Source organism: Massilia antarctica (assembly GCF_015689335.1).
Taxonomy (GTDB): Bacteria; Pseudomonadota; Gammaproteobacteria; order Burkholderiales; family Burkholderiaceae_D; genus Telluria_A; species Telluria_A antarctica.
Window position 1 is genome coordinate 4,760,550 of the sequence record NZ_CP065053.1, and the last position, 25,928, is coordinate 4,786,477.

Annotated in this window: 24 protein-coding genes and 2 pseudogenes; 15 read left to right on the forward strand and 11 right to left on the reverse strand. The window is 67.2% G+C overall.

Features of this window, described 5'->3' with window-relative positions:
• The first annotated feature begins 74 nt into the window (after positions 1-74).
• The gene (locus IV454_RS21160; RefSeq protein WP_206087692.1) at positions 75-2,765 is read left to right on the forward strand and encodes a bifunctional acetate--CoA ligase family protein/GNAT family N-acetyltransferase; all 2,691 of its coding nucleotides are present in this window, start codon (positions 75-77) and stop codon (positions 2,763-2,765) included.
• A 218-nt stretch (positions 2,766-2,983) separates the two neighbouring features.
• Here the strand turns inward: IV454_RS21160 and IV454_RS21165 are convergent, their stop codons facing one another.
• The 5 genes from IV454_RS21165 to IV454_RS21185 form a co-directional block, all read right to left on the reverse strand.
• Positions 2,984-3,940 carry a PfkB family carbohydrate kinase gene (locus IV454_RS21165; protein ID WP_206087693.1) on the reverse strand — a complete coding sequence of 319 codons (957 nt, stop codon included), beginning with the start codon at positions 3,938-3,940 and terminating at the stop codon, positions 2,984-2,986.
• Positions 3,937-4,398 carry an RbsD/FucU family protein gene (locus IV454_RS21170; RefSeq protein WP_206087694.1) on the reverse strand — a complete coding sequence of 154 codons (462 nt, stop codon included), beginning with the start codon at positions 4,396-4,398 and terminating at the stop codon, positions 3,937-3,939. The genes IV454_RS21165 and IV454_RS21170 overlap by 4 nt, the downstream gene beginning before the upstream one ends.
• Entirely contained in the window at positions 4,391-5,185 is a 795-nt protein-coding gene (locus IV454_RS21175; RefSeq protein ID WP_206087695.1) for an ATP-binding cassette domain-containing protein, read from the reverse strand. Before IV454_RS21175 ends, IV454_RS21170 begins: the two co-directional genes overlap by 8 nt.
• Before the next feature lie 2 nt (positions 5,186-5,187).
• A complete protein-coding gene (locus IV454_RS21180) occupies positions 5,188-6,147 on the reverse strand; it encodes an ABC transporter permease (RefSeq protein ID WP_206087696.1) in 960 nt (319 codons plus the stop codon).
• 83 nt (positions 6,148-6,230) lie between these two features.
• Positions 6,231-7,232, reverse strand: coding sequence for a sugar ABC transporter substrate-binding protein (locus IV454_RS21185; protein WP_206087697.1), 1,002 nt, complete (start codon positions 7,230-7,232; stop codon positions 6,231-6,233).
• 123 nt (positions 7,233-7,355) lie between these two features.
• Between IV454_RS21185 and IV454_RS21190 the strand changes: the two genes are divergently transcribed.
• The 14 genes from IV454_RS21190 to IV454_RS21255 all read left to right on the forward strand — a co-directional run bounded on the left by IV454_RS21190 (position 7,356) and on the right by IV454_RS21255 (position 21,500).
• The gene (locus tag IV454_RS21190; protein WP_206087698.1) at positions 7,356-7,997 is read left to right on the forward strand and encodes a nucleoside/nucleotide kinase family protein; all 642 of its coding nucleotides are present in this window, start codon (positions 7,356-7,358) and stop codon (positions 7,995-7,997) included.
• Between the two features lie 141 nt (positions 7,998-8,138).
• The gene (locus IV454_RS21195) at positions 8,139-9,383 is read left to right on the forward strand and encodes an ROK family transcriptional regulator (RefSeq protein ID WP_206087699.1); all 1,245 of its coding nucleotides are present in this window, start codon (positions 8,139-8,141) and stop codon (positions 9,381-9,383) included.
• Positions 9,384-9,553: 170 nt separating this feature from the next.
• Positions 9,554-11,188 carry a methyl-accepting chemotaxis protein gene (locus IV454_RS21200; RefSeq protein ID WP_206087700.1) on the forward strand — a complete coding sequence of 545 codons (1,635 nt, stop codon included), beginning with the start codon at positions 9,554-9,556 and terminating at the stop codon, positions 11,186-11,188.
• Between the two features lie 38 nt (positions 11,189-11,226).
• Positions 11,227-12,645: an oxygen-independent coproporphyrinogen III oxidase gene (gene hemN, locus IV454_RS21205; RefSeq protein ID WP_206087701.1), complete on the forward strand. Its 1,419-nt coding sequence runs from the start codon at positions 11,227-11,229 to the stop codon at positions 12,643-12,645.
• A 10-nt stretch (positions 12,646-12,655) separates the two neighbouring features.
• A complete protein-coding gene (locus tag IV454_RS21210) occupies positions 12,656-13,432 on the forward strand; it encodes a sulfite exporter TauE/SafE family protein (protein WP_206087702.1) in 777 nt (258 codons plus the stop codon).
• Complete coding sequence (locus IV454_RS21215; RefSeq protein WP_229521756.1) at positions 13,429-15,843, forward strand: heavy metal translocating P-type ATPase; 2,415 nt, start codon at positions 13,429-13,431, stop codon at positions 15,841-15,843. The genes IV454_RS21210 and IV454_RS21215 overlap by 4 nt, the downstream gene beginning before the upstream one ends.
• Entirely contained in the window at positions 15,844-16,020 is a 177-nt protein-coding gene (ccoS, locus tag IV454_RS21220; protein ID WP_206087703.1) for a cbb3-type cytochrome oxidase assembly protein CcoS, read from the forward strand.
• Between the two features lie 88 nt (positions 16,021-16,108).
• A complete protein-coding gene (gene ccoN, locus IV454_RS21225) occupies positions 16,109-17,536 on the forward strand; it encodes a cytochrome-c oxidase, cbb3-type subunit I (protein WP_206087704.1) in 1,428 nt (475 codons plus the stop codon).
• A gap of 14 nt (positions 17,537-17,550) precedes the next feature.
• Positions 17,551-18,165 (forward strand): cytochrome-c oxidase, cbb3-type subunit II, encoded by a 615-nt coding sequence (gene ccoO, locus IV454_RS21230; RefSeq protein WP_054267658.1) that lies wholly within the window; start codon positions 17,551-17,553, stop codon positions 18,163-18,165.
• 1 nt (position 18,166) lies between these two features.
• Entirely contained in the window at positions 18,167-18,361 is a 195-nt protein-coding gene (locus IV454_RS21235; RefSeq protein WP_206087705.1) for a cbb3-type cytochrome oxidase subunit 3, read from the forward strand.
• Complete coding sequence (ccoP, locus tag IV454_RS21240) at positions 18,354-19,298, forward strand: cytochrome-c oxidase, cbb3-type subunit III (RefSeq protein ID WP_054267660.1); 945 nt, start codon at positions 18,354-18,356, stop codon at positions 19,296-19,298. Before IV454_RS21235 ends, ccoP begins: the two co-directional genes overlap by 8 nt.
• Complete coding sequence (gene ccoG / locus IV454_RS21245; protein WP_206087706.1) at positions 19,295-20,698, forward strand: cytochrome c oxidase accessory protein CcoG; 1,404 nt, start codon at positions 19,295-19,297, stop codon at positions 20,696-20,698. Before ccoP ends, ccoG begins: the two co-directional genes overlap by 4 nt.
• A 19-nt stretch (positions 20,699-20,717) precedes the next feature.
• The gene (locus tag IV454_RS21250; protein WP_206087707.1) at positions 20,718-21,251 is read left to right on the forward strand and encodes a FixH family protein; all 534 of its coding nucleotides are present in this window, start codon (positions 20,718-20,720) and stop codon (positions 21,249-21,251) included.
• Between the two features lie 27 nt (positions 21,252-21,278).
• Positions 21,279-21,500, forward strand: a complete 222-nt coding sequence (locus tag IV454_RS21255) for a hypothetical protein (RefSeq protein WP_229521757.1) — start codon at positions 21,279-21,281, stop codon at positions 21,498-21,500.
• A 45-nt stretch (positions 21,501-21,545) separates the two neighbouring features.
• Here IV454_RS21255 and IV454_RS21260 read toward each other — a convergent pair whose 3' ends face one another.
• From IV454_RS21260 to IV454_RS21280, 6 genes and pseudogenes are all read right to left on the reverse strand, one after another.
• A complete protein-coding gene (locus tag IV454_RS21260) occupies positions 21,546-22,553 on the reverse strand; it encodes an Rpn family recombination-promoting nuclease/putative transposase (RefSeq protein WP_206087709.1) in 1,008 nt (335 codons plus the stop codon).
• Between the two features lie 228 nt (positions 22,554-22,781).
• Positions 22,782-23,549, reverse strand: coding sequence for a fumarate/nitrate reduction transcriptional regulator Fnr (fnr, locus tag IV454_RS21265; RefSeq protein ID WP_206087710.1), 768 nt, complete (start codon positions 23,547-23,549; stop codon positions 22,782-22,784).
• Between the two features lie 129 nt (positions 23,550-23,678).
• On the reverse strand, positions 23,679-24,167 hold the full coding sequence (locus tag IV454_RS21270; protein ID WP_206087711.1) for a cation transporting ATPase C-terminal domain-containing protein: 489 nt from the start codon (positions 24,165-24,167) through the stop codon (positions 23,679-23,681).
• 73 nt (positions 24,168-24,240) lie between these two features.
• Positions 24,241-24,867 (reverse strand): annotated as a pseudogene (locus tag IV454_RS33460) (HAD family hydrolase); the annotation flags it as partial.
• A gap of 40 nt (positions 24,868-24,907) precedes the next feature.
• Positions 24,908-25,351, reverse strand: a pseudogene (locus IV454_RS32950) (ATPase); the annotation flags it as partial.
• A gap of 17 nt (positions 25,352-25,368) precedes the next feature.
• Entirely contained in the window at positions 25,369-25,836 is a 468-nt protein-coding gene (locus tag IV454_RS21280; RefSeq protein ID WP_206087712.1) for a cation-transporting P-type ATPase, read from the reverse strand.
• Positions 25,837-25,928 lie beyond the last annotated feature (92 nt).

The following is a 25,928-nucleotide window of genomic DNA, read 5'->3' on the forward strand; positions in this document are numbered from 1 at the left end:
GCACATCAAGCGCGGTCGCGGCAGGGCCGTCTACGCTGTGCGCCCATCGTCAGGCACAATCAAAAGGGAACGCCATGAGCGTCAGGAATCTGGAACACTTGTTCGCACCGCGCTCGGTCGCCATCATCGGCGCCTCGGCGCGTCCCAACAGCGTGGGCGCCACCGTGCTGCGCAACGTCATCGAGGGCGGCTTTACCGGCGCGGTCTATCCGGTCAATCCCAAGTACGACAAGCTGGCCGGGCTGCGCGTGTACGGGCGCGTGTCGGCCTTGCCGGCGGCGCCGGACCTGGCCATCATCTGCACGCCGCCGGCCACGGTGCCCGGCCTGGTGCGCCAGCTCGGCGAAGCGGGCACGCGCGCGGCCATCATCCTGACCGCGGGCCTGAACGCGCAGCACGACAGCCAGGGCCGCACCCTCAGGCAGGCCGCGCTGGACGCGGCCCGGCCCACCACCTTGCGCCTGCTGGGGCCGAACTGCGTCGGCCTGCTGGTGCCCGGCATCGGCCTGAACGCGAGCTTCGCCCACACCGGCGCGCTGCCCGGTAAAATCGCCTTCGTCTCGCAATCGGGCGCGCTGGTGACCGGGGTGCTCGATTGGGCCAAGTCGCGCGGGATCGGCTTTTCCAAGTTCATTTCGCTGGGCGAGGGCGCCGACATCGATTTCGGCGACCTGCTCGACTACCTGGCCAGCGATCCGCACACCAGCGCCATCCTGCTGTATATGGAAGACGTGCGCCACGCGCGCAAATTCATGTCGGCCGCGCGCGCCGCCGCCCGCAGCAAGCCGACCCTGGTGCTCAAAGCCGGGCGGGTGGCCGAAGGCGCGAAAGCGGCCGCCTCGCACACCGGCGCCCTGGCCGGCTCGGACGATGTGTACGACGCCGCCATCCGGCGCGCCGGCATGCTGCGCGTGCTCACGACCGAAGACCTGTTCGCCGCCGTGGCGACCCTGGCGCACGCGCGTCCGCTGTTCGGCGAGCGCCTGGCGATCCTGACCAATGGCGGCGGCCCTGGCGTGATGGCGACCGACGCCGTGGTATGCGGCAAAGGCAGCATGGCGCAACTGGCGCCCGACACGGTGGCCCGGCTGGACGCCGTGCTGCCGTCCACCTGGTCGCGCGCCAATCCGGTCGACATCATCGGCGACGCGCCGGCCCAGCGCTATGTCGACGCCCTGAACATCCTGCTGCAGGACCCGCAGGCCGACGCCATCCTGTTCATCCACGCGCCGACCGCGATCGTGCCCAGCGCCGAGATCGCGCGCGCGATCGCGCCGATTGCCAAGGCATCGTCGCGCAATATCCTGGCCTGCTGGCTGGGCGGCGACGCCGTGGCCGAGGCGCGCGCGATCTTCACCGAGGCCGGCATCCCCAGCTTCGGCACACCAGAGGAGGCGGTCAGCGCCTATCTGCAGATCGTGCAGTACCGGCGCAACCAGAACCTGCTGATGCAGGTGCCGCCGGCCGCCTGCGACGACGCGGGAGCCGGCGCCTCGGCCGACCCTGCGGCGGCGCGCGCGCTGGTGCGCACGGCCCTGGCCGAGGGCCGCACCTTGCTCAGCGAGCCGGAAACCAAGGCCGTGCTGGCCGCCTACGGCGTGGCCGTGGTGCAGACGCGCAGCACGGCCTCGGTCGAGGAAGCGGTGGCGGCGGCGAATGCGATCGGCTATCCGGTCGCGCTCAAGATCCTCTCGCCCGACATCACCCACAAGAGCGACATGGGCGGAGTGGTGCTCGACCTGGAGGATGCCGTTGCCGTGCGCGCGGCGGCCCAGCGCATGAACAAGCGCCTGGCGGAACTGCGGCCCGATGCGCGCCTGGAAGGCTTTTCGGTGCAGCAGATGGCGCGCCGTCCCGATGCGCACGAACTGATCGTCGGCGTGGCCACCGACCCGGTGTTCGGCCCCGTGATCCTGTTCGGGCAGGGCGGCATCGCGGTCGAGGTGACGGCCGACCACGCGGTGGCGCTGCCGCCGCTGAACGTGGTGCTGGCGCGCGACCTGATTTCGCGCACGCGCGTGGCCAAGCTGCTGGCCGGCTACCGCAACCGGCCGCCCGCCAACATGGACGCCATCATCGCCACCCTGATGCGCATCTCGCACATGGTGGCCGACCTGCCCGAGCTGGTGGAGCTGGACATCAATCCGCTGCTGGTCGACAGCGAGGGCGCGCTGGCGCTCGATGCGCGCATGCGGGTGGCCATCGCCGACCAGTCGGCCAGCACCCTGGACCGGCTGGCGATCCGGCCCTATCCGCACGAGCTGGAGGAACGCATCGACTGGCAGGGCGCGGCGCTGCTGCTGCGCCCCATCCGCCCCGAGGATGGCCCGGCCCACGTGGCCATGTTCAACGCCCTCACCGACGACGATGTGCGCTACCGCATGTTCGTGCGCGTGCGCGAACTGAACCCCTCGCAACTGGCGCGTTTCACGCAGATCGACTACGACCGCGAAATGGCCTTCATCGCCACCCGTGCGGGGGCGGACGGGGTGAACGAAACCTTGGGCGTGGCGAGGGTGGTGTGCGATCCGGACAACGTCGCCGCCGAATTCGCGGTCACGGTGCGCTCTGACCTGAAAGGGCATGGCCTGGGCCAGGTGCTGATGGAAAAGCTGATCGCCTACTGCCGCAGCCGCGGCACGCGCGAGATCGTCGGCGAGGCGCTGCCGCAAAATACCCGCATCACCAAACTGGCGCGTAAACTCGGTTTCGAGATCAGCAAGGCGGCCGAGGATGGTTCCATTCACATGCGCCTGCCCTTGTGAGCGGGCCGGGGGCGGGGACGCGCTGCGTCTGTCCGCCGTCGCAGCGTGTCGTGCATGGCGATTGGCTCAATGACAGCCTGCCTGCGGCGGGGGACCGGTGCGGGGAAACGCCCTTTGTTGTGCCAGTTTTTGTTGTCAGGACGCCTTGGAAATCGTGGCGCCGGCCAATGGCGACGCGGCAGAACACCCGCATCGCCAGGCTGGCCACATGGCAGGCATCAGGCGGCGCGCCCGACCGGCTGCAGGAAGGCCTCCACCTGCGCCCTGGATGGCGGATTGCAGCCCTCGCGCATCGCGTTCAGGCTGGCGGCAGCGACGGCGTAGCGTCCCGCCTGTTCCAGCGCCGGCGCCGTGGCCCGGTCCAGCGCAACGGCCGACAGCAGGTCCTGGCCGGCCAGGCTGGCGACCAGGCCCGCCAGGAAGCAATCGCCGCAGCCCACTGTATCGACGACGGCCAGGCCGGACGGGGGGGCGATGCGCACCGACGCCGTGCGCGTCAGCAGCAGCGCGCCTTGCGCACCCAGGGTCAGGGCGATCAGGCGCACCGGCAGGGTGGCGAACAAGGCGCTGGCCTGCGCCAGCGGGTCGGGCCCGCCGAAGCCCAGGTGCAGCAGGTCTTCTTCGCTGACCTTGATCAGGTCGGCGTGGCGCAGCGCCGCCTGCACGCCTGCCGCGTAGCGCGCCAGGTCGGCGCAGGCCAAGGGCCGCATATTGGCATCGATCGACATCAGGGCGCCCGCGGCGCGCGCCGCCCGGATCAGCGTGAGAGCCTTGTCCAGGTCGTCCGGCACCAGGGCCAGGCCGCCGGTATGGAACAGGCGCGTGCCCGGCGGCAGCGCCGCGCAGGCCTGGCGCGGCGTGATGTCGCGGTCGGCCACGCCCTGGCGGTGGAAGGCATAGCTCGGCGTCTTGTCGGCATCGAGGGTGACGATGGCCAGCGCGGTGGGACAGGCGCTGCGGTCGCTGCTGGCCAGGGTCACGCCGGCGCCCTGAAGCAGGTCGGCGAAGCCGTGCCCGAAGGCGTCCTGCGACAGGGGATTGAGGTAGGTGAGCGCCAGCGACTGGCGCGCGGCGGCCAGGGTGAAATTGCAGACCGAGCCACCGAGCGCGGCGCCGAAGCGCCCGTCCGGCATCTGGATCATGTCCACCAGGGCTTCGCCGAAGGTGACGATCACGGCTGCTCCTGATGGGGGGCGGCGGCGAGCACGCCTTTGCTGAACAGGAAATTGGCGTAAGGCTGCATTTCCCCCGTCTGCACGATGGCGTAGGCCCGTTTCACCAGTTCGTAGAAGGCAAAGCGTTCGACCGCTTGGCATTGCCCGGGTCCGGCCTGGGCCGCGCTGGCGCACAGGGCGATGACGTCTTGCTGCAAGGGCGAGCGATAGTGCGGCGGCTGGTCCCCGACCGCCATGAAGGCGACCGGCTGGCCGGGCAGGTCGAGCGGGAACACCGACAGCACGGCGGCGCAGGTGCGCGCCAGGCCGGTGCCGGGCAGGCGCACCACGGGCTTGCCGCGGCCCAGGGTGGTGGCGGTGAAGTTGGCGTCGACCACGGCCACGGTGTCGCCATGGCCCATCTCGGCCAGCACCTTCAGCAGCTCGGGGCTCAGGAGTGGATCGATGTTCTTAAGCATGGGCCAGCTCCGCCAGCTCGCCCGGTTCCCTGGCGCCGGTCATCACCGCCACCGTGTCGGACATGCTGATGTGGCGCGGGTCGACCACCGCCACGCGCTTGCCCAGCCGCTGGATATGGATGCGGTCGGCAATTTCGAACACGTGCGGCATGTTGTGGCTGATCAGGATCACCGGCAGGCCGCGCTCGCGCACCCGGCGTATCATGTCGAGCACCATATTGCCTTCCTTGACGCCCAGCGCCGCCGTCGGCTCGTCCAGGATCACCACGTGACGCGCGAAGGCGGTGCTGCGCGCCACCGCCACCCCCTGGCGCTGGCCGCCCGACAAGGTGCCGACCGGCTGGTTCATGGAGCGGATGCCGATCTTCAGGTCTTGCATGTGCGCGGCCGCTTCGGCCAGCATGCGTTTCTTGTCGATCAGGCGCAGCCACTTGCCGAGCAGGCCGGGACGCAGCAGCTCGCGCCCGAGGAACAGGTTTTCCGCGATCGTCATCGCCGGCGCCACCGCCAGGTCCTGGTACACGGTTTCGATGCCGTGGCGGCGCGCGTCGATCGGCGACTTCATGCGCAGCTGCTTGCCATCGAGGTGCAAGCTGCCTTCGTCGGGCACCAGGGCACCCGACAGGGCCTTGATCAGGGACGACTTGCCGGCGCCGTTGTCGCCGATGATGGCCAGGATCTCGCCGGCGCGCAAGTCGAAATCGGTGCCGTCGAGGGCGGTCACGCCGCCGTAGCGCTTGACCAGGCCGCGCGCCTGGAATACGACCGGTGCGGTAGAGGTGGACATGATCAGCCTTTCTTATGCGTCAATTGGTCGGTGGCCACGGCCAGGATCACCAAGATGCCGGTCACCAGGATTTGATACACCGAGGGCACGCCCATCAGGGTCAGGCCGTTGCGGAATACGCCCACGATCAGCACGCCGACGAAGGTGCCGATGATGGAGCCGCGCCCGCCGAACAGGCTGGTGCCGCCCAGCACCACGGCGGTAATACTGTCGAGGTTGTCGGTCTGGCCGCCTTGCGGGTCGCCCACGCCCATGCGCGCCACCGACAGCAGCGCGGCGATGCCGTAGAACAGGCCCGCCACCATGTACACCCCCAGCAGCACGCGGCCGGTGGCGATGCCGGTCAGGCGCGCCGCCTCGGGATTGTTGCCGACGGCGTAAAGGTGGCGTCCCGGCGCGGTCTCGCGCAGGAACAGCCAGGTCAGCCCGTACAGCGCCAGCATCAGCACGGTGCCGTAGGTGATCACGGTGGCGCCGAGCTGGAAGGTATCGCCGAAGAATGTCATCGCATCCGGAATGCCGGTGACGGTTTGCGATTGCGAGTAAATCTGGGTGACGGCGAACGCGATGTTCATCGTTCCCAGGGTCACGATGAAGGGCGGCAGCTTGATCGAGGTGACCAGGGCGCCGTTGACGAAGCCGATCAGCACGCACACCAGCATGCCGCTCAGGATCGCGACCGAGGGCGGCAAGCCGTAATCGACCGCGAACTTGGTGGTGACCACGGAACCGAGCGCCATCGCCATGCCGCACGACAGGTCGATCCCGGCGGTCAGGATGACCAGGGTCTGGCCGATGGCGATCACGCCCAGCACCATCACCTGTTGCAGGATCAAGGAAAAATTCTGGCCGCTCAGGAAGCGGTCGCTTTGGGTGCTGAAGAAAACGATGGCGGCCAGCAGGGCCATGGCGGGGCCGAGCACCGTCATGGCCGGCAGCGCCTGTTTGATACGGGAGGTCATAAGCGTTCCTAGGTAGGCGAGCGGCGCGCTCGCGCAGTCTGTCGCGGGCAGGCAGGGGGAAGGGTGGCGGTGCCACCCCCGGATTATTTTCCCCAGCAGGAAGTCAGGCCGAAGGCGCTGTCCTTGCTGTCCTGGGCTGCCATTTTCTTGTCGGTGATCAGGGTGACCCCGGTATCGACGTAGCCGCTGATTTTCTTGCCGGTGCTGGCATAGTCGACCCCGGCCGCGAGCGCCAGTTCGGCCATTTTCAGGGGATACTGTTGCGCGGTCGCGGCGATGACGCCGGCCTTGACGTCGCGCACCCCGCTGCAGCCGCCGTCCACCGAGACGATCATCACGTCCTTTTCCCGGCCGAGCGCCTTGAGCGCCTTGTATGCGCCGGCCGCGGCCGGTTCATTGATGGTGTAGACGAGGTTGATGCCGGGGTTCTTCTGCAGGCAGTTTTCCATCGCGGTCTGGCCCTTGCCCTGGTCGCCGTAGCTGTCGGCCATGCACACGACGTTGGCGCCCTTGGCCAGTTCCACCGTCCTGGCGCTGATCCCGGGTGCGCCGAAGCCGGCCAAAAAGCCGTTGTGGCGGGCGATGCCGACCGGATGGCCGGGGAACAGGTCCAGGGTGGCGATGCTGGCCGGCTTGCCGTTAAAGGCGGCCCTGGCGTACTGGCCGATCAGCAGCCCCGCCTTGTAGTTATCGGTGGCGAACAAGGCATCGGTGGCATCCTGCGGGTCGGCCGGGCTGTCGAGGGCGATCACCAGCACGCCTTGGGCGCGGGCTTTCTTGATGGCCGGCACGATTGCCTTCGAATCGTTGGGAGTGATCAAGATCGCCCTGGCGCCTGCCAGCACCATGTTTTCGATGGCCGTCACCTGGCCGGCATTGTCGCCGTCCGCCTTGCCGGCGGCCGTCAGGAGTTTGGCGCCCCTGGCGCTGGCGGCCCGTTGCGCGCCTTCCTTCATCTTCACGAAGAAGGGGTTGGTTTCGGTCTTGGTGATCAGGCCGACGATGGGTTGCACGGCGGCCGTGGCGCTGCCGATGGTGGTGGCGGACGCGAGCACGGCCAGCGCGATGCGGCGGGATGGTTTCATGTTGTCTCCTGAAATTTTTATATGGAGGGCCAGTGAGTGGCGCCATGACAAATATAGTATGAGATAATTAATAAATCAAGCTGTTTTATTTAGTCATGACAAACTGATCGCCAGAGGAAGCCCTTGAACACGCCCCCCTTGCACGATGCCGCGCCCGATTCCTTGCTGGCGCTGCTGCACACCCGGCTTCAGGCTGAACCGGGCCGCCGCCTGGTCCTCGGCCTGGCCGGCCCGCCCGGCGCCGGTAAATCGACCCTGGCGCAGGCCTTGGCGCAGGCCTTGCCGGGGCGCGCGGTGGTAGTGCCGATGGACGGCTTCCACCTGGCCGGCAGCGAACTGGCGCGGCTGGGACGGGCCGCGCGCAAGGGCGCCGAAGATACCTTCGACAGCGCCGGATACGTGGCGCTGCTGCGCCGCCTGCGCCAGCGCGCGCCCGGCGAGGTGATCTATGCGCCCGATTACCGGCGCGACCTGCACGAAGCGGTGGCGGGGGCGATCGCGGTCGCGCCGCAGGTCGAGCTGGTAATCACGGAAGGCAATTATCTGTTACTCGACCAAGGCCACTGGAGCGAGGTGCGCGCCTTGCTCGACCTGGCCTGGTACGTCGATCCCGATCCGCTGCTGCGCAGGCAGCGCCTGGAACAGCGCCATGTACGCTTCGGCAGCAGCGGCGCGCAAGCGCGGCAATGGATCGAGCAGACCGACGAACCGAACGCGCGCCTGATTGAAACGACGCGCCGGCGCGCCGACTTGCTGCTGCGCTGAAGCCGGCCGCGCCGCGCGCCAGGTTGCCATTGCCGGCGCGATGGTGCAGACTCGCGCTCTGATGGCTTTTACATGGATCGGTTGATCCACTCGTTGTTCCACTATCACCAAGGGCCGCCCAAGGCGCCCGGGAGCGCCTACATGCAGGAAATTTCACCGTCAGCGCTCGCTGACGACGGCGCCAGTGCCGCGCACCTGCGTCCGCGCGGCTCCAACCAGACCGGCATGCGCCAGTTTAACGAGCGCGTCGTGCTGCAGGCGATCCGCTTGAACGGCAGCATGCCGAAGGCGGACCTGGCGCGCCTGACCGCGCTCAGCACCCAGACCGTCTCCTTGATCATCAACCGCCTGTACGAGGATGGCCTGGTGATCAAGCTGGCGCCGCTGCGCGGCAAGATCGGCCAGCCGTCGGTGCCGATCGCGCTCAATCCGGACGGCGCCTTTTCGATCGGCGTCAAGATTGGCCGGCGCAGCCTGGATGTGCTGCTGCTCGATTTCATCGGCACCGTGCGCATGCGTTTTTCGCTCAGCTACCGGGTGCCCGATCCGGACGAGGTGTTCGCCGCCATCGCCCGCCAGGTCAAGCTGATGCAGGCCGCGCTGGAACCGGCCCAGCGCGGCCGGATCAATGGGATCGGGGTGGCCGCGCCCTTGTCGCTGGACCGCTGGCAGGGCTTGATGAAGCTGGCGCCCGAGCAGGCGGCGCGCTGGAACCGGCTCGATATCGCGCGCCGCATCGAGGCCGATACCGGCCTGCCGGTGCAGTTTGCCAAGGATACGGCGGCGGCCTGCGTGGCCGAACTGGTCGCCGGACGCGGCCGCAGTATCAAGAGCTTCCTGTATCTGTTCGTCGATACCTTCATCGGCGGCGGCCTGGTCATCGACAGCACGCTGCACGCGGGCCTGCATGGCAATGCCGGCGCGATCGGTTCGCTGCCGGTCGGGGTGGCCGCGCCCGGTGGCGAGGCGCCGGCCCAGTTGCTCAGTACGGCTTCATTGCTGGGACTGGAACAGGCCTGCGAACAGGCCGGCATCGATCCGATGGCCGCCTACGACGAGCGCGCGACCCAGGCGCCCTGGGCCGTCCACAGCGCGGCATGGACCGAGCAGGCGGGGGCGGCGATCGCGATGGCGGTCACCAGTGCCACTTGCCTGCTCGACCTGGAGGGCGTGATCATCGATGGTTCGTGCACGCGCGCCTTGCTGGAGCAGTTGATGGCTGCCGTCGCCAGGTCGCTGGAGCACTACAACTGGGAGGGCGTGGAACGGCCCCAGGTCCTGGCGGGCATGATCGGCTCGGATGCGCGCGCCCTGGGCGGGGCCTTGCTGCCGCTGTACGCCAGCTTCGCCCCCGACCGCGACGTGTTCCTCAAGCTCGACGCCTGAGGTCCCGGTTGCCGAGGCGGCTGCCCTTGCAGGCCGCCGCCGGGGAACTTCTTGCGCCGGGTGCCGCCCCGGCCGCCCGGCCGTTTTTGATGTAAATCAAGGATTTCAGCCTCCAAGCTCCCTAGACTCTCCCTATCAAATTAATGCTTTAGGGCAAAGGGAGTATCTTCGTGCGCAATAATCTGCCGGTGACAGGGATCGAATACGAGCTGCGCGAAGGCCAGTCCATCGTATCGAAGACGGACACCAAGGGCATCATCACCTATGTTAACGCCTCCTTCATCGAGGTCAGCGGCTTTGCCGAAGACGAATTGGTGGGCAAGCCGCACAATCTGGTGCGCCATCCCGACATGCCGGCCGACGCCTTCGCCGACCTGTGGCGCAGCATGAAGCTCGGCCGCCCCTGGACCGGACTGGTGAAAAACCGGCGCAAGAACGGCGACTTTTACTGGGTGGTGGCGAACGTCACGCCGGTCAAGGAAAACGGCCAGGTGGCCGGCTTTATGTCGGTGCGTACCCGTCCCACGCGCGCACAGATCGAGGGCGCCGGCGCGTTGTACAAGCGCTTCAAGGAAGGGCGGGCCGATGGCCTGGCCATCGTCGACGGCGCGGGCGTGCGCAGCGGCGTGGCCGCGCGCCTGCGCGCGGCCTTCCACCTGCCGATCGGCGTACGCATCGGCATCCTGATGGCTGTTCTCGCGGCGCTGCTGGCGGGGCTCGGCGCGGCCTCGGGCAGCGCCGTGCTGGCCGCCCTGGGAGGATGCGGCGCGTTGCTGGCGCTGGGCGGCTGGGTGGCGCTGGTGCGTGCCATCGTGACGCCGATGCGCCAGGCCGCCGAGGCGGTGCAGGCGCTGGCCGGCGGCGACCTGTCGTTCGTCTGCGCCAACGCGCGCACCGATGACATGGGCCAGCTGCTGCGCGGCCTGCGCCAGGTGACGCTCAACCTGCGCGCCATCATCGGCGACGTGCGCTCGAACGTGGCCTCGATCGGGACGGCTACGCGCGACATCGCGGTCGGCAACGCCGATCTGGCCAAGCGCACCGAATCGCAGGCGTCCAGCCTGGAGCAGACCGCCGTCAGCATGGAACAGTTTGCCGTCACCGTGGGCGAGAATGCCGCGCGCGCGCTGCAGGCCGACCAGCTGGTGCTGTCGGCATCGTCGATCGCAGGCAAGGGCGGCCAGGCGGTGGCCCAGGTGGGTGCGACGATGGGCCAGATCAGTGAATCGGCCGCCAAGATTGTCGATATCATCAGTTTGATCAACGGGATCGCCTTCCAGACCAACATCCTGGCGCTGAACGCCGCAGTGGAAGCGGCGCGCGCCGGCGAGCAGGGACGCGGCTTTGCCGTGGTGGCGGGCGAAGTGCGCGCGCTGGCCCAGCGCTCGGCCGCCGCCGCCAGCGACATCAAGCACCTGATCGAGGATTCGGTGGCCAAGGTCAGGGACGGCGACCGCCTGGTCGAGGAAGCCGGCGGCACCATGGCCGGCGTGGTCGACTCGGTGCGGCGCGCCACCACCATCATGAGCGACATCACGCGCGCCAGCGTGGAGCAAAAGAGCGGCATCGCCCAGGTCAACGAGGCGGTGGCGCACCTGGACCAGATCACCCGGCAGAACGCCGCGCTGGTCGAGGAATCGGCCAGCGCCGCCGCCAAGGTGGCCGGGCAGGCCGTCAACCTGGCGCAGGCGATCGAGGTGTTCCAGTTCGGCGGCGACAGCCGGGGGCGGCGGGCGCGCCCCCAGAGGCCACGCCGCGCCGACTCAGCCGTTTTTGATGCAGGTCAAGGATTTCGCGAGCCCTGATCCCTACACTCGGTCCCCATAGCCAGGAGCCCACCATCATGCTGCATAACGTTATCCCCATCACCAATGCGCGTCCCATCGATTTCGATGCCGATCTGATTCGCAGGCTGAGCCAGAACGGCCCGCGTTATACCTCGTATCCGACCGCCGACCGCTTCAGCGAAGCCTTCGGCTACCGCGACTACCTGCAGGCAGTGGCCGGGCTGCGCACGCGCGGCTCGGTCAAGCCGCTCTCGCTGTACCTGCACATTCCGTTCTGCGAATCGGTGTGCTACTACTGCGCCTGCAACAAGATCGTCACCAAGAACCACGACAAGGCGGTGACCTACCTGGGCTACCTGAAACGCGAAATCGAGATGCAGGGCAGGCTGTTCGCCGGCATGAACCAGGTCGAGCAGCTGCACCTGGGCGGCGGCACGCCGACCTATTTCACCGACGCCCAGATGGAAGAACTGATGGAGCACCTGCACCGCTGGTTCCAGTTCGCGCCCGACGGCACGGGCGAGTATTCGATCGAAATCGACCCGCGCACGGTTTCGCGCGAGCGCGTGCTCAGCCTGCGCCGCCAGGGCTTCAACCGGGTCAGCCTGGGGGTGCAGGATTACGATCCGGCGGTGCAGGCGGCGGTCAACCGCATCCAGCCCGAGGCCGAAACCCAGGCCGTCATCGACGCCGCGCGCGAGGCGGGCTTCCGCTCGGTGAGCATCGACCTCATTTACGGCCTGCCCAAGCAGAGCGTGGCGACCATGGCGCAGACCATCGAGAAGGTGATCAAGGCCGACCCGGACCGCATCGCCCTCTATAACTATGCGCACATGCCGCACCTGTTCAAGCCGCAGCGCCGCATCAACGAAGCGGACATGCCGAGCGCCGACGAGCGGCTCGACATGCTGGGCCGGTCGATTCGCCGGCTGGAGCGGGCTGGCTATGTGTACATCGGCATGGACCATTTCGCCAAGCCGGACGACGACCTGGCCGTGGCCCAGCGCCAGGGCCGCCTGCACCGCAATTTCCAGGGCTATTCGACCCACGCCGACATGGACCTGGTGTCGTGCGGCGTGTCGGCCATCAGCGCGGTGGCCGCCACCTACAGCCAGAACGTCAAGACGCTCGACGCCTACTATGGCCTGATCGACAAGAACGAACTGCCGGTCGCGCGCGGCATCCGCCTGACCATGGACGACGCCCTGCGCCGCACCATCATCCAGACCTTGATGTGCCATTTCGAGCTGTCGATGCCGTCCGTCGAACAGGGTTTTCCGATCGCCTTCGCCAGCTACTTCGCGGATGAACTGGAACGCTTCAAGATACTGGAGAGCGACGGCCTGGTGACCGTCGGCCCCGAATGGCTCAGCGTGACACCGAAAGGGCGCTTCCTGATCCGCAACGTGTGCATGGTGTTCGACCGCTACCTTCAGCAGGCCGCCCCGGTGCCGCGCTACTCGCGGACGATCTGACGGAGCAGGCGTGAATGTATTGAACCTGGTTCCGGTGTTCACGGTGGGGCTGCTCGGCAGCGTCCACTGTGTGGGCATGTGCGGCGGGATCGTCAGTGCGTTTTCGTCGGTGCCCGCGGCCAGCGCCGCGGCGCGGCCGTTTCCGGTCGCCGTCATGACCGTGCGCGCCCCGGCCGAAGGCGCGCTGCGCGTGCTGGCCTATAACACGGGCCGCATCGGCAGCTACATGCTGGCCGGCGCGCTGGCCGGTGCGGTAGCCGACGGCCTGGCCGGCGGTGCGCGCACCCTGGCCGGGCTGACCGCCGTGCAAGCGGGCGGCTACTGGCTGGCCAACCTGATGCTGGTGATCCTCGGCCTGTACCTGATGGACGCCTGGCGCGGCCTGGCGAAGCTGGAAACCCTGGGGCAGGGCCTGTGGCAGCGCGCGCGTCCCCTGATGCGCTACATCATGCCGCTCGACCATCCGATCAAGATGCTGGCGCTGGGCGCCCTGTGGGGCTGGCTACCGTGCGGGATGGTATACAGTATGCTCATGACAGCCATGTTTACAGGATCCGGCGCCGAGGGCGCGATCGTCATGCTGGCCTTTGGCCTGGGCACCTTGCCGATGCTGCTGGCGATGGGCGTGGCGGGCGAGCGCCTGCGCGCGGCGCTGCAACGGCGCGCGGTGCGCATCGGCGCCGGCACCCTGGTGCTGGCCTTTGGCCTGCTGGGCCTCGCGCGCGCCGCCATGGGCGGGCAGGCCGGCTGGCTCGACGCGCTGTGCATCACGGGAGGCGTGCATTGAGCGCCCAGCCATTTTCCGCCGCCTGCTATCACTGCGGGCTGCCGGTGGCGCTTGGCACCAGCTGGTCGGTACGCATCGACGGCGCGCCGCGCCCGATGTGCTGCCCGGGCTGCGAGGCGGTCGCGCAAGGCATCGTCGATGCCGGCCTGGCCGACTACTACCGCACGCGCAGCGTGTTCGCCGACCGCGCCGAGGGCGTGAACCTGGTGCCGCCCGAACTGGCGCTGTACGATAGCGCTACTGTCGCCACTGCCGCCACGGCGGGCGAGGCGCGCGAAGGCGTGTTCTCGCTCGACGGCATCCGCTGCGCCGCCTGCGTGTGGCTGATCGAACGGCGCCTGGCGCGCCTGCCCGGCGTGCGCGAGGCTCAGGTCAACGTAGCCACCGAGCGCTTGCACATGACGTGGGACGCTGCGCTGTGCAAACCAAGCGACATCGTCCTGGCACTGCGCGGGATCGGCTACACCGCCTTTCCGTACGAAGCGGCGCAGCATGGCGCCCAGCTCGAACGCAAGCGCAAGAAGCAGTTCCGCCAGCTGTTCGTGGCCGGCCTGTCGATGATGCAGGTGATGATGTACGCGCTGCCGGCCTACATCGCCGACGAGGGCACCATGGATGCCTCGATGGCGGCGCTGATGCAGTGGGCCTCGCTGTTGCTGACCATTCCCGCCGTGCTGTATTCGGCCCAGCCTTTTTTCCGCGGGGCCTGGGCCAGCCTGCGCGCGCGCATGCCGGGCATGGACCTGCCGGTGGCGCTCGGGATCGGCGCCGCCTTCGGCGCGAGCGTGCTGGCAACCCTGCGCGGCAGCGGCGAAGTGTATTACGACTCGGTGACGATGTTCATCTTCCTGCTGCTGGCCAGCCGCCACCTCGAACAGATGGCGCGCCGCAAGGCCGCGCGCGCGCTGGAAGACTTGCAGCGCGCCTTGCCGGCGTCGGCCCAGCGCCTCGCCAAGTGGCCCGGCTCGCGCCAGGCCACCATGGTCGCCGCCGCCAGCCTGGCCGAGGGCGACGTGATCCTGGTCGAACCGGGCAGCGCGGTCGCGGCCGACGGCATCATTCTCGACGGGCATACCGAGGTCGACCTGGCATTGTTGACCGGCGAAAGCCGCGCGCAGCCGCGCGTGCCGGGCGACGAACTGCCCGGCGGGGCGATCAACACCACCCAGGCCATCGTGCTGCGCGTGACGCGTGTGGCCAGCGACAGTACCCTGGCGCGCCTGGTGAAACTGGTGGAAAAAGCCGGCCAGGGCAAGCCGCAGATCGCGCAGTGGGCCGACAAGGTAGCCGCCTGGTTCGTCGCTGGCTTGCTGCTGTTGACGGTGGCGGTCTTCATCGGCTGGCAAATGGTCGATCCGGCGCGCGCCTGGCAGGTGGCGATCGCGGTGCTGGTGGTGTCGTGCCCGTGCGCGCTGTCCTTGGCCACGCCGACCGCGCTGGCCGCCGCCACCGACGCGCTGGTGCGGCGCGGGGTGCTGGTGGTGCAGCCGCACGTGCTCGAGACCCTGCAGCGCGCCACCCATATCGTGTTCGACAAGACCGGCACCCTGACCGAGGGCCGCCCGGTGCTGCGCCACGTGGAGCCGCTGGCCAGCTTGAACGCCGCGCGCTGCCTGCACCTGGCGGCGGCGCTGGAGGCGGGCAGCGCCCATCCGCTGGCGCTGGCCATCCGCAATGGCGCCCCGGACGGCGACCTGCGCGCCAGCGAGCTCCATAGCGAAGCGGGGCAGGGCGTGGAAGGCGTCGTCGACGGCGTGCGCTATCGCCTCGGGCGGGCCGGCTACGCGGGCGCGGCCCCGGCCGCCGTCTGGCCCGACGTGAGCAACGTCTACCTGGGCGCCAACGGCATCGTGCTGGCGCGCTTCGAGCTGGCCGACGCGCTGCGCGCCGATGCGCCCGAGGTGGTGCGCCGTTTCAGGACGCGTGGCCAGACTGTCATTCTGTTGAGCGGCGACGACCAGAGTGTGGTCAGCCGCACTGGCGCCGCCCTCGGCATCGGCACCGCCATCGGCCAGCAACTGCCCGAGCAAAAGCTGGCCTACGTGCAGCAGTTGCAGGCGCAGGGCGCGGTGGTGGCGATGGTCGGCGACGGCATCAACGACGCCGCCGTGCTGCGCGCGGCCGATGTGTCGTTCGCCATGGGCGGTGGGGCCGCGCTGGCCCAGCTCAGCGCCGACTGCGTGCTGTTGTCAAACCGCCTGTCGGCCCTGGACGATGCCGCCACGGGCGCCGCGCGCGCGCTCAGGATCATCCGCCAGAACCTGGCCTGGGCCAGCGTCTACAATTGCGTGGCGATCCCCGCGGCCGCCTTTGGCCTGATCAACCCGTGGCTGTCGGCGGCGGGCATGTCGCTCAGTTCCGCGGTGGTTGTCGTTAACGCGCTGCGCCTGCGGCGCATGAAAGCCGCCTGAATGGAATCCCTGTATCTATTGGTCCCCCTGAGCGTGTTCATCGTCGTGCTGGCGGTGTGGGTGTTCTTTGGCGCGGCCGACAGCGGCCAGTTCGACGACCTCGATGGTCCCGGCATGCGCATCCTGCTCGACGACGAAGAGACGGCCGAGAAAGCCCCACGCAACGATCTTGCATGATTCCGGCGTTTTTGATTCACATCAAGGATTTTTGATCCCCAGAAATTTACTCTTCTGCTGTCATCGTTGCATTCTCAGGAGAGCCTTTGTGGACAGAGCTTTAAACTACAACAACAAGATCGTCAGGTACTTCACGATCGCCACCGTCTTTTGGGGCGTCATCGGCATGCTGGTCGGCGTCTTCATCGCCGCGCAGCTGGCCTGGCCGGCCCTCAATTTCGACATCGCCTGGTTGAGCTACGGGCGCCTTCGTCCGCTGCATACCAACGCTGTCATTTTCGCATTCGGCATCAACGGCCTGTTTGCGACCTCGTACTGGGTGGTACAGCGCACCTGCCAGGTGCGCCTGTTCTCGGACACCCTGGCCATGATCACCTTCTGGGGCTGGCAGGCGGTCCTGGTGCTGGCCACCATCACCTTGCCGATGGGTTTCACCCGCGGTAAAGAATACGCCGAGCTGGAATGGCCGATCGCCCTGCTGATCACGGTGGTCTGGGTGATCTACGCGGTCGTCTTCTTCGGCACCATCGTCAAGCGCAAGGTCAAGCACATCTACGTGGCCAACTGGTTCTTCGGCGGCTACATCCTGGCCGTGGCGATCCTCCACATCGTCAACGGCGCGGTGATGCCGGCTTCTTTCTGGAAGTCCTACTCGGCCTACGCCGGCGTGCAGGACGCGATGATTCAATGGTGGTACGGCCACAATGCGGTCGGCTTCATCCTCACCGCCGGCTACCTCGGCATGGTGTACTACTTCATTCCGAAACAGGCCGAGCGCCCGGTGTACTCGTACCGCCTGTCGATCGTCCACTTCTGGGCCCTGATCTTCACCTACATGTGGGCCGGGCCACACCACCTGCACTACACCGCGCTGCCCGACTGGACCCAGTCGATCGGCATGGTGTTCTCGCTGATCCTGCTGGCGCCATCGTGGGGCGGGATGATCAACGGGATCATGACCCTGTCGGGCGCATGGCACAAGCTGCGCTCGGACCCGATCCTCAAGTTCCTGATCGTGTCGCTGTCGTTCTACGGTATCGCCACCTTCGAGGGCCCGATGATGTCGATCAAGACCATCAACGCGCTGTCGCACTACACCGACTGGACCGTCGCCCACGTGCACGCCGGCGCTTTGGGCTGGGTCGGATTCATCACCATGGGCTCGATCTACTACCTGATCCCTCGCCTGTCGGGCAAGACCCAGATGTGGAGCGTGCGCCTGATCGATACCCACTTCTGGGTGGCGACCATCGGCATCGTGCTGTACATCTCCTCGATGTGGATCGCCGGCGTGATGCAGGGCCTGATGTGGCGCGCGGTGAACAGCGACGGCACCCTGACGTACACCTTCGTGGAAGGCGTCAAGGCGACCTATCCGTACTACGTGATCCGCGTCGGCGGCGGCCTGCTGTACCTGACCGGCATGCTGCTGATGGCCTATAACACGTACCGGACGATGCGCAGCACTGTCAGCGAAGACGCGCGCATTCCCACCCTTTTACCTGCACACGCCTGATTTCGGAGCTTGTAATGAAATTTTCACATGAGTCAATCGAGAAGAACCCGTGGCTGCTGATCGGACTGGTTTTGCTGGTCGTTTCCTTCGGCGGCCTGGTGGAAATCGTTCCCCTGTTCTTCCAAAAATCGACCACCGAGCCGGTGGCCGGCCTGAAACCGTATTCGGCGCTGCGCCTGGTGGGTCGCGACATCTATGTGCGCGAAGGCTGCTACAACTGCCACTCGCAGATGATCCGTCCGTTCCGCGCCGAGACCGAGCGCTATGGCCACTACTCGGTGGCCGGCGAATTCGTCTACGACCGGCCGTTCCAGTGGGGTTCCAAGCGCACCGGCCCGGATCTGGCGCGGGTCGGCGGCCGCTACAGCGACGAATGGCACCGCACCCACCTGGACAACCCGCGCGACGTGGTGCCGGAATCGAACATGCCCGGCTATCCGTGGCTGGCCAAGACCAAGCTCAATCCGGCCGAGGTGATTCCGAAAATGCGCGCCCTGCAGCGCCTGTCGACGCCGTACTCGGAAGAAGACATCGCCCAGGCCCCGGCCACCTTGACCGACAAGACCGAGCAGGATGCCCTGATCGCCTATTTACAGGGCCTCGGCATCCAGATCAAAACGAGGAACTGACATGGCAATCGAACATATCTTTGACAGCGCGAGCAGCATCATGACCGTCATCAGCTTCACCACTTTCCTCGGCATCTTGCTGTGGACCTTCGTCCTCAAGGGCGGCAAGGACTTCGAGACGCAGGCGGCGCTGCCGTTCGCGGACGACGTCGTCGATCACGCCGACCGCAAGGCGGGGGAGAGCGGTCATGGCTGATTTCACCAGCGGTTTCTGGGACCTGTACATCATCGTCATCACGGTGCTGGCGATTCTCGGCTGCGGCGTGCTGCTGTGGTCCCAGTCGACCCACAAGGTCGAAGCGGGCAGCGACGGCACCACCGGCCACGTGTGGGATGAAAACCTGACCGAACTCAATACCCCGCTGCCGCGCTGGTGGATGTGGCTGTTCTATATCACCATCGTGTTCGCGCTCGTCTACCTGGTGCTGTACCCGGGGCTGGGCAGCTACGCCGGCAAGTTGGGCTGGAAGTCGAGCGGCGAATATCAGCAGGAACTGGCCAAGGCCGATGCCGACTACGGTCCCCTGTTCGCCAAGTACGCCAGCCAGGACTTGAAAGCGGTGGCGGCCGACCCGCAGGCGCATGCGATCGGCGAGCGCATGTTCCTGACCTACTGCGCGCAGTGCCATGGCTCCGACGCGCGCGGCAACAAGGGCTATCCCGACCTGACCGATAAGGACTGGCTGCACGGCGGCGAGCCGTCGGTGATCAAGGAAACCATCATGAAGGGCCGTAACGGCATGATGCCGCCGATGGGCGCGGCGGTCGGGTCCGAAGCCGATATCGAAAACGTGGCGCATTACGTCAAGAGCCTGTCCGGACTGACCGCCGATCCGATCAAGGTTTCCTTCGGCAAGACCAAGTTCGGCGCCTGCATCGCCTGCCACGGCCCCGGCGGCGTCGGCAACCAGGCATTGGGCGCGCCCAACCTGACCGACAAGGTCTGGCTGTACGGCGGCAGCGCCGAGACGATCATGGAAACGATCCGCAAGGGCCGCACCAACACCATGCCGTCGTTCCAGGCGTTCCTGGGCGACGCCAAGGTGCACGTGCTGGCCGCCTATGTATGGAGCCTGTCCAACGATCCGGCCCCGGCCAACCTGGCAGCGGCGCCGGGGGTGGCGCAAAAATGACGGAGGCCGCCACCAAGCCGGTTGTGATCCGGATGTATGCCGCGCGCGAGGAAATCTATCCGCGCGAAGCAAAGGGGCGCTATGCCAGCTTGCGCTGGGCATGCGTGTGGATCACCCAGATCGTGTTCTACGGCTTGCCGTGGCTGAACTGGAACGGCCGCCAGGCCGTCCTGTTCGACCTGGGGGCGCGCAAGTTCTACATCTTCGGCATGGTGCTGTGGCCGCAGGACTTCATCTACCTGGCGGCGCTGTTGATCATCGCCGCCTACTTGCTGTTTCTCGTCACCGCCATCGCGGGACGGGTGTGGTGCGGCTTCGCCTGTCCGCAGACGGTCTACACCGAAATCTTCATGTGGATCGAACGCAAAATCGAAGGCGCGCGCAGCGCCCGCATCCGCCTCGACCGCCAGCCCTGGAGCGCCGACAAGCTGGCCAGGAAGAGCGCCAAGCACCTGGCCTGGGGCGTGGTGGCGCTGTTTACCGGCTTTAGTTTCGTGGCCTATTTTGCGCCGGTGCGCTCGCTGCTGGCCAATATCGGCGCTTTCGCGCTGGGGCCGTGGGAGTGGTTCTGGATCGGCTTTTATGCCTTCGCCACCTACGGCAACGCCGGCTGGCTGCGCGAGCAGGTGTGCAAATATATGTGCCCGTACGCGCGCTTCCAGAGCGCCATGTTCGACAAGGATACCCTGATCGTCACCTACGACCAGGAACGGGGCGAGCCGCGCGGCGCGCTCAATCCCAAGGCCACGGCGGAACAGGCCGAGGCCAAGGGCGATTGCATCGACTGTAATATGTGCGTGCAGGTGTGCCCGACCGGGATCGACATCCGCAAGGGCTTGCAGTACGAATGCATCGGCTGCGCCGCCTGTGTGGATGCCTGCAACGGCGTGATGGACAAGATCGACCTGCCGCGCGGGCTGATTCGCTACTCGACCGATAACGCGATGGACAAGAAATGGTCGGCCAAACGCATCGGCCAGCGCATCCTGCGCACCCGGGTATTGATCTACACAGCTCTGCTGGTGCTGATCGTGGCCGGCTTCGGCACCGCGCTGGCGCTGCGCACCCCGCTCAAGCTCGACGTGATCCGCGACCGCGGCTCGATGGGGCGCGAAGTGGGCGACGGCATGATCGAAAACGTGTACCGCCTGCAGATCATGAATACCGCGGAGACCGGGCATACCTTCCGTATCAAGGTGTCGGGCATCGATTCGGTGAAGCTGGCCACACCCGACGAAGCGGTGCTCGATGGCGCCAGCACGCGCGCGCTGCCGGTACGGGTGCAGGTCGAACGCAGCGCGGCGGCGCGCGGCTCGAACCACATCGAGTTCGAACTGACGGCGGTGGACGACCCCTCGCTCACCGTGCGTGAAAAAGCCGTGTTCATCGTGCCAAAATAAAGCAAACAAGGAGACCCGCATGCAAACCGCCTCACCCCTGACTCCCTCCATCGGCCCGTGGTACAAGCACCGCTGGCCGTGGCTCCTGATGCTCGGCCCCGCGCTGGTGGTGGTGGGCGGCGTCAATCTCGGCTTCGTGGCCTGGCGCGGCCAGGATGCGATGGTGGTGGACGACTACTACAAGCAGGGCAAGGCCATCAACCAGGACTTGCGGCGCGACCGCGTGGCCAGCGCCATGCGCCTGTCGTTGACCGCGGCTTACGATCCGGCCGCGGAGAGGCTGGCCGGCACCTTGAGCAGCGGCGGGCAGGCCCTGGCCGCGCCGTTCAGCATCTACCTGGCGCACGCCACCCAGCCGCAGAAAGACCGCAAGCTGGACGTGATCCCGGATGCGGCGGGCCATTTTTCGGTGGCGCTGCCGCTGCTGGAACGGGCGCGCTGGCAGGTGGTGGTCGAGGGTGGCAAGCGTGACTGGCGCCTCGCCGCTACGTGGCACTGGCCGCGCCAGCAGGCGCTGGCGATCGATGCCGACGCCCCGGCCGTTGCGCACTGACATAAGGGAGAGCTGATGCGACTTGCGATGAGAGTATTGTGGCCCGCCTTTCTGGCGGCGATGCTGGCCGAAGGTTGCTTCTTTGCGCTGTTCGACCCGCGCGAAGCGCTGCATGTGGGCGAACTGGCACTGACACCGATGGCGGTGTACACCCTCGGGTTTTTCTTTTTCTGGACCTTTTGCGCGCTCGCCAGCATGCTGACCTACTACCTGGTGGCGGTGCCGGACGATCCGCATCCGCCGTTCTAGCCAGTGTATGCCGTGCGCCGTGCCAGGGCGCACGGCATGGTCGGGCTATGTGGACGGCGCACCATCGTCGAACACCGCCTGCATGCTGGGCGCGTTGAGGATGCGCTCGAACCACTGTTCAAGTTCTGCCTGACTTGCCTGGGCGATGCGCTGCATTGCCGCCGCCGGCAATTGGCCGAACCGATTGCGCAACAGGCTGCCGAGCATCCCACGTAGCGCGATGACTTGGCCTTCCGCCTTGCCGTCCTCTTTCGCTTTTTCCGCCAACGCGAATCCCTCTTGAAAGCCGATTTCCTTGAGTTGCTCGGCCCAGCTTGCCAGTTTGCCTCCCATGTCACCATCCTCCTCCACACTGTCAACCATGAACAAGTCCTCTTTGCTGGCGCCGCGTTCCAGCAGGGCGTTTATCCACACCTGAACCGAACGCCGCAGGTTGGCCTGAGGGGTTTCCTTGAGCCATGTCGTCAGCGCAGGCAGGACGTTTTGTAGGACATCGGGAACGAGTGAAAGTTCAAGCCGGAACAGTAGCGCCAGCAAGCCGGCATTCGCTTCCAGCGCCGTCCCGTTCAGGCGCTGCTGGTCGATCAGCACGTAGCGCTGGGATGGCTGCAGCGCCGCCAGCTCGGCGGGCGCTTGCATGAGGAGGCCGGCCAGCTCCAGGCTGGCGCTCCAGCGCGGCACACCGTTGTAGAACACCAGCGGCAGTACCGGCGGCAACAGCAAGCCTGGCGACAGTTCGTGGCCCTTGACCAGGTCCTGGTACAGCAAGCCGATGTAGGTCTGCATGCGCAAGGCCATCCAGCGGTCCACGTTGGACTGGCATTCCAGGAGGATGTACACGTAAAGAAATTCGTCGCCGATCCGCACGCGCCAGACAATATCGTCCTGGCGTGCCGACGGGTGCTCACTCACGTATGCCGGATTAACCCGCTCGAAGGCCGACAGCGGAATCTCGTCGAGCAGCTTGACGGAAGTAAAATCCGTGATCAGTTCGCGCACCAGTTCCGGGTGGGCGAACAGCGAACGGTATCCGAGGTCGTGAGGGGTAGGCATGGCGCATTGTAGCGAGCGCCCATGGCCCGCCTTTGCGCTGCCTCAGGCGTGTGCGGCGGCGCTTGAGCGACTTCCATGCTTCAAAAATTCAGTCTTCCCGCCGGGATAGGGACGGTAACAGGATCAGCGGGCCGGGAAAGAAGCTGGTCGGCAAGCATGCCCGCGCCATGACGTTTTTGCGCATCCTTTTCGCCTGCCGGAAACGTCTTTCCGCAGGCTTGTTGCGGCTCACGCCATTGGGCTGCACTGCTCGGTGCCGGCGGCCAGCGCCTTGAGCATGGCCGGATCGAGCAGGGTCATTTCTCGCTTGTCGACACCGATCCAGCCCTGCTTCTTGAAGCGCGACAGCAGGCGGCTGATGCTCTCGATGGTCAGCCCGAGGTAGTTGCCGATATCTTCGCGCGACATGCGCAGCTGGAAACTGGTGGCCGAATACCCGCGCGCGGCGTAGCGCGCCGACAGGTTGACCAGGAACACGGCAAAGCGCTGTTCGGCCCGCATATTTCCCAACAACAGCATGACATTTTGCTCGCGCGTGATTTCCTGGCTCATGATGCGGTGGAAGTGGCGCAGCAGGGTCGGCACCTGGCCGAACAATTCTTCCAGGCGCGCAAACGGAATCTCGCACACTTCGCTGTCTTCCAGCGCGACCGCGTCGCAGTGGTGGCGGTCGCCGCTGATGGCGTCCATGCCCAGCAGTTCACCGGCCATCTGGAACCCGGTGATCTGCTGCTCGCCGCCGGCATTGACCTGGTAAGTCTTGAAGTGGCCGAAGCGGATCGCGTACAGGTTGCGGAACGGTTCGTCCATCTGGTAGAGGCGTTCGTCGCGCAGGATGCGGCGGCGCTTGCCGATGATGCTGTCGAGACGGGTGATGTCGTCCTCGTCGAGTCCCATCGGCAGGCAGAGCTGGTGCATGCTGCACCCCGCGCAGCTGGCCTTGAGCGCGGCGACGTTCAGCAAGGCTGCGGGAACGAATGGAAGAGGCTGAGGCATAGGGTCTGACGGTTTGTGGCTTGAGCCGTATGATACCCCAGTGGAACCATGTCGCGCAGGCTAATACCGGCGCAGATGCCGTGTTTTCTCCGATACAGATGGCAGATTGCCTACGATAACGCCGCATTATCACCGCGCACGTTGTGCAAGTTCCAACAGTGGGGACCATACCGTGAGGGATAGTCCGGCGGCGGCCGCCAGCAACAATTGCGCGGCACTTAATGGCGCAAAATGGAACACCGCCGCCAGCGCAGGCAGATAGATAAGCATAAGTAGCGCGGTGAAGGCGCCCGCCCCGATCATCCACAGCATCCGGTTGGGCCGGCGCCATGTACCACGGCCGGCCATCAGCGCCAGGTTGGCGCCCACCAGCGCGGTGAAGGCAAAGGCGCGCGCGGCGTCGGGCGCGAGCGCGGCGCACGCCCACAGCCAGGCGCCGACGACGTGAGCCAGCGCCAGTAAGCCGTACAGGCCCGCGCGCAGCAGGGCGGCGCCGCCCACCAGGGGCGCGTCGGGCGCGCGCGGCGGCTTGCGCATGCTGTCCGGATCGGGCGCATCGTTCTCGAAAGCGAGCGTGCAGGCCGGGTCGATCATCAGTTCGAGGAACACGATATGCATCGGCAGCAGCACCGCCGGCCTTGAGCGCCTGCACGATGCGCAGCTTCTGTTCCGGCGCGATGCGCGCGCACACGGTGACCTTGCCGATGCGGGCGCGCAGTTCGCGCGCCGTCATCGTCGCCAGCGTCTCGCCGGTCAGGAGCGCGCCCCCGGCCAGGCCGGCCTGGTGCGCGATGGCTTGCGCGGTCGATGGATAGTCGCCCGTGATCATCACTACCCGGATGCCGGCCTCGCGCAGCGCGTGCACCGCCCCGGCAATGCCGGCGCGCAGGGGATCGGCCAGGGCGACCAGTCCGAGCAAGGTAAAACCCAGGCGCGCCGGATGCGGTGGCGCGCGCCATCCCATCCGGCGCGCGCCACCGCCAGCACGCGCAGGCCTTCGCGCGCCATCTCGTCGGCCGCGCCCAGCAAGGCCGCCTTGCCCTGGGCGTCGAGGCGGCACATGACGGCGATCGCTTCGGGCGCGCCCTTGGCTGCCACCGTGCAGGCCTCCGCGCCTCCTCGCGCACCAGGCGCCAGTCCGGGTGCAGCTGGTGCGATCCGGCCAGCGCGCGCCGGGCCAGCCGCGCCAGCGCCTGTTCCATCGGGTCGATGGGCGTGGCGGCGCTGGCCAGCAGCGCGTATTCGAGCAGCTCGCGCATGGCCGGGCCGAGCGCGGCGTCGGGCGTCCCATCGGGCGCCGCGGTGGTGCCGGCGGCATGCAGGCGCGCCACGCGCATGCGGTTTTCGGTGAGGGTGCCGGTTTTGTCGACGCACAGCACCGAGGTCGCGCCGAGCGCCTCGATGGCCGCCAGGCGGCGCGTGAGCACGCGCGAACGCGCCAGACGCCAGGCGCCCAGGGCTGGAAACACCACCAGCACGACGGCAAATTCTTCCGGCAGCATGGCCATGGCCAGGGCGATCCCGGCCAGCGCGCCCTGCAGCCAGGGGCCGCTGCGCAGGCCGTAGAACATCAGCAGCGCCACGCTCAGGGCCAGCCGCAGCAGCGCAAACAGCACGGTCAGCCAGCGCACCTGGCGCTGCAGCGGCGAGGCTTGCGGCGCAAGCTGTTGCAGGGACGCCCCGATGGCGCCCATGCGGCTGTGCGCGCCGGTGGCGGTCACCTTCGCCGTGGCATGGCCGCCGACCACCACGGTGCCGGCGAACAGGCAGGCGCGTTCGTCGGCGTCGCCGGCCTTGTCCACCGCCAGCGATTCGCCGGTCAGCAGCGACTCGTCGACCCGCAGGGCGTGGCCGAAGGCGACCGGGCGTCGGCCGGCACCCGGTCGTCTTCGGCCACGACGATGAGGTCGCCGCGCACCAGCGCCCGGCTGTCCAGATGGCGGCTGTGGCCGTCGCGCACGACCAGCGCGCGCGGGCTGCCCAGCTCGCGCAAGGCATCCAGCGCTTTTTCGGTTTTACTTTGCTGAAATAACGTCAAGCCCACGGTCAGGGCGACCGTGGCCAGCAGGAAGATGCCTTCACCTAGCTCGCCCAGCACCAGGTAGAGCGCGGCGGCGCCGGACAGCAGCAGGAACATCGGTTCGCGCGCGGCCTCCCACGCCAGCCGGGCGAAGCCGGGGCGGGTGGCGGCCGGCAGCGCGTTGGGACCGTCGGCGGCCAGGCGGCGCGCCGCTTCTGCTTCGCTCAGGCCACCATGGATGGCCGCCTCGTGCGTTGTGCTTGCCACGGGATTCCTGAGCGAGGCGCCAGACGCGGCGGATCGTTCAGGATATCAATGACTTACCAGCAAGGTTTGATATGGCTCAAGCGTGCCCGGAT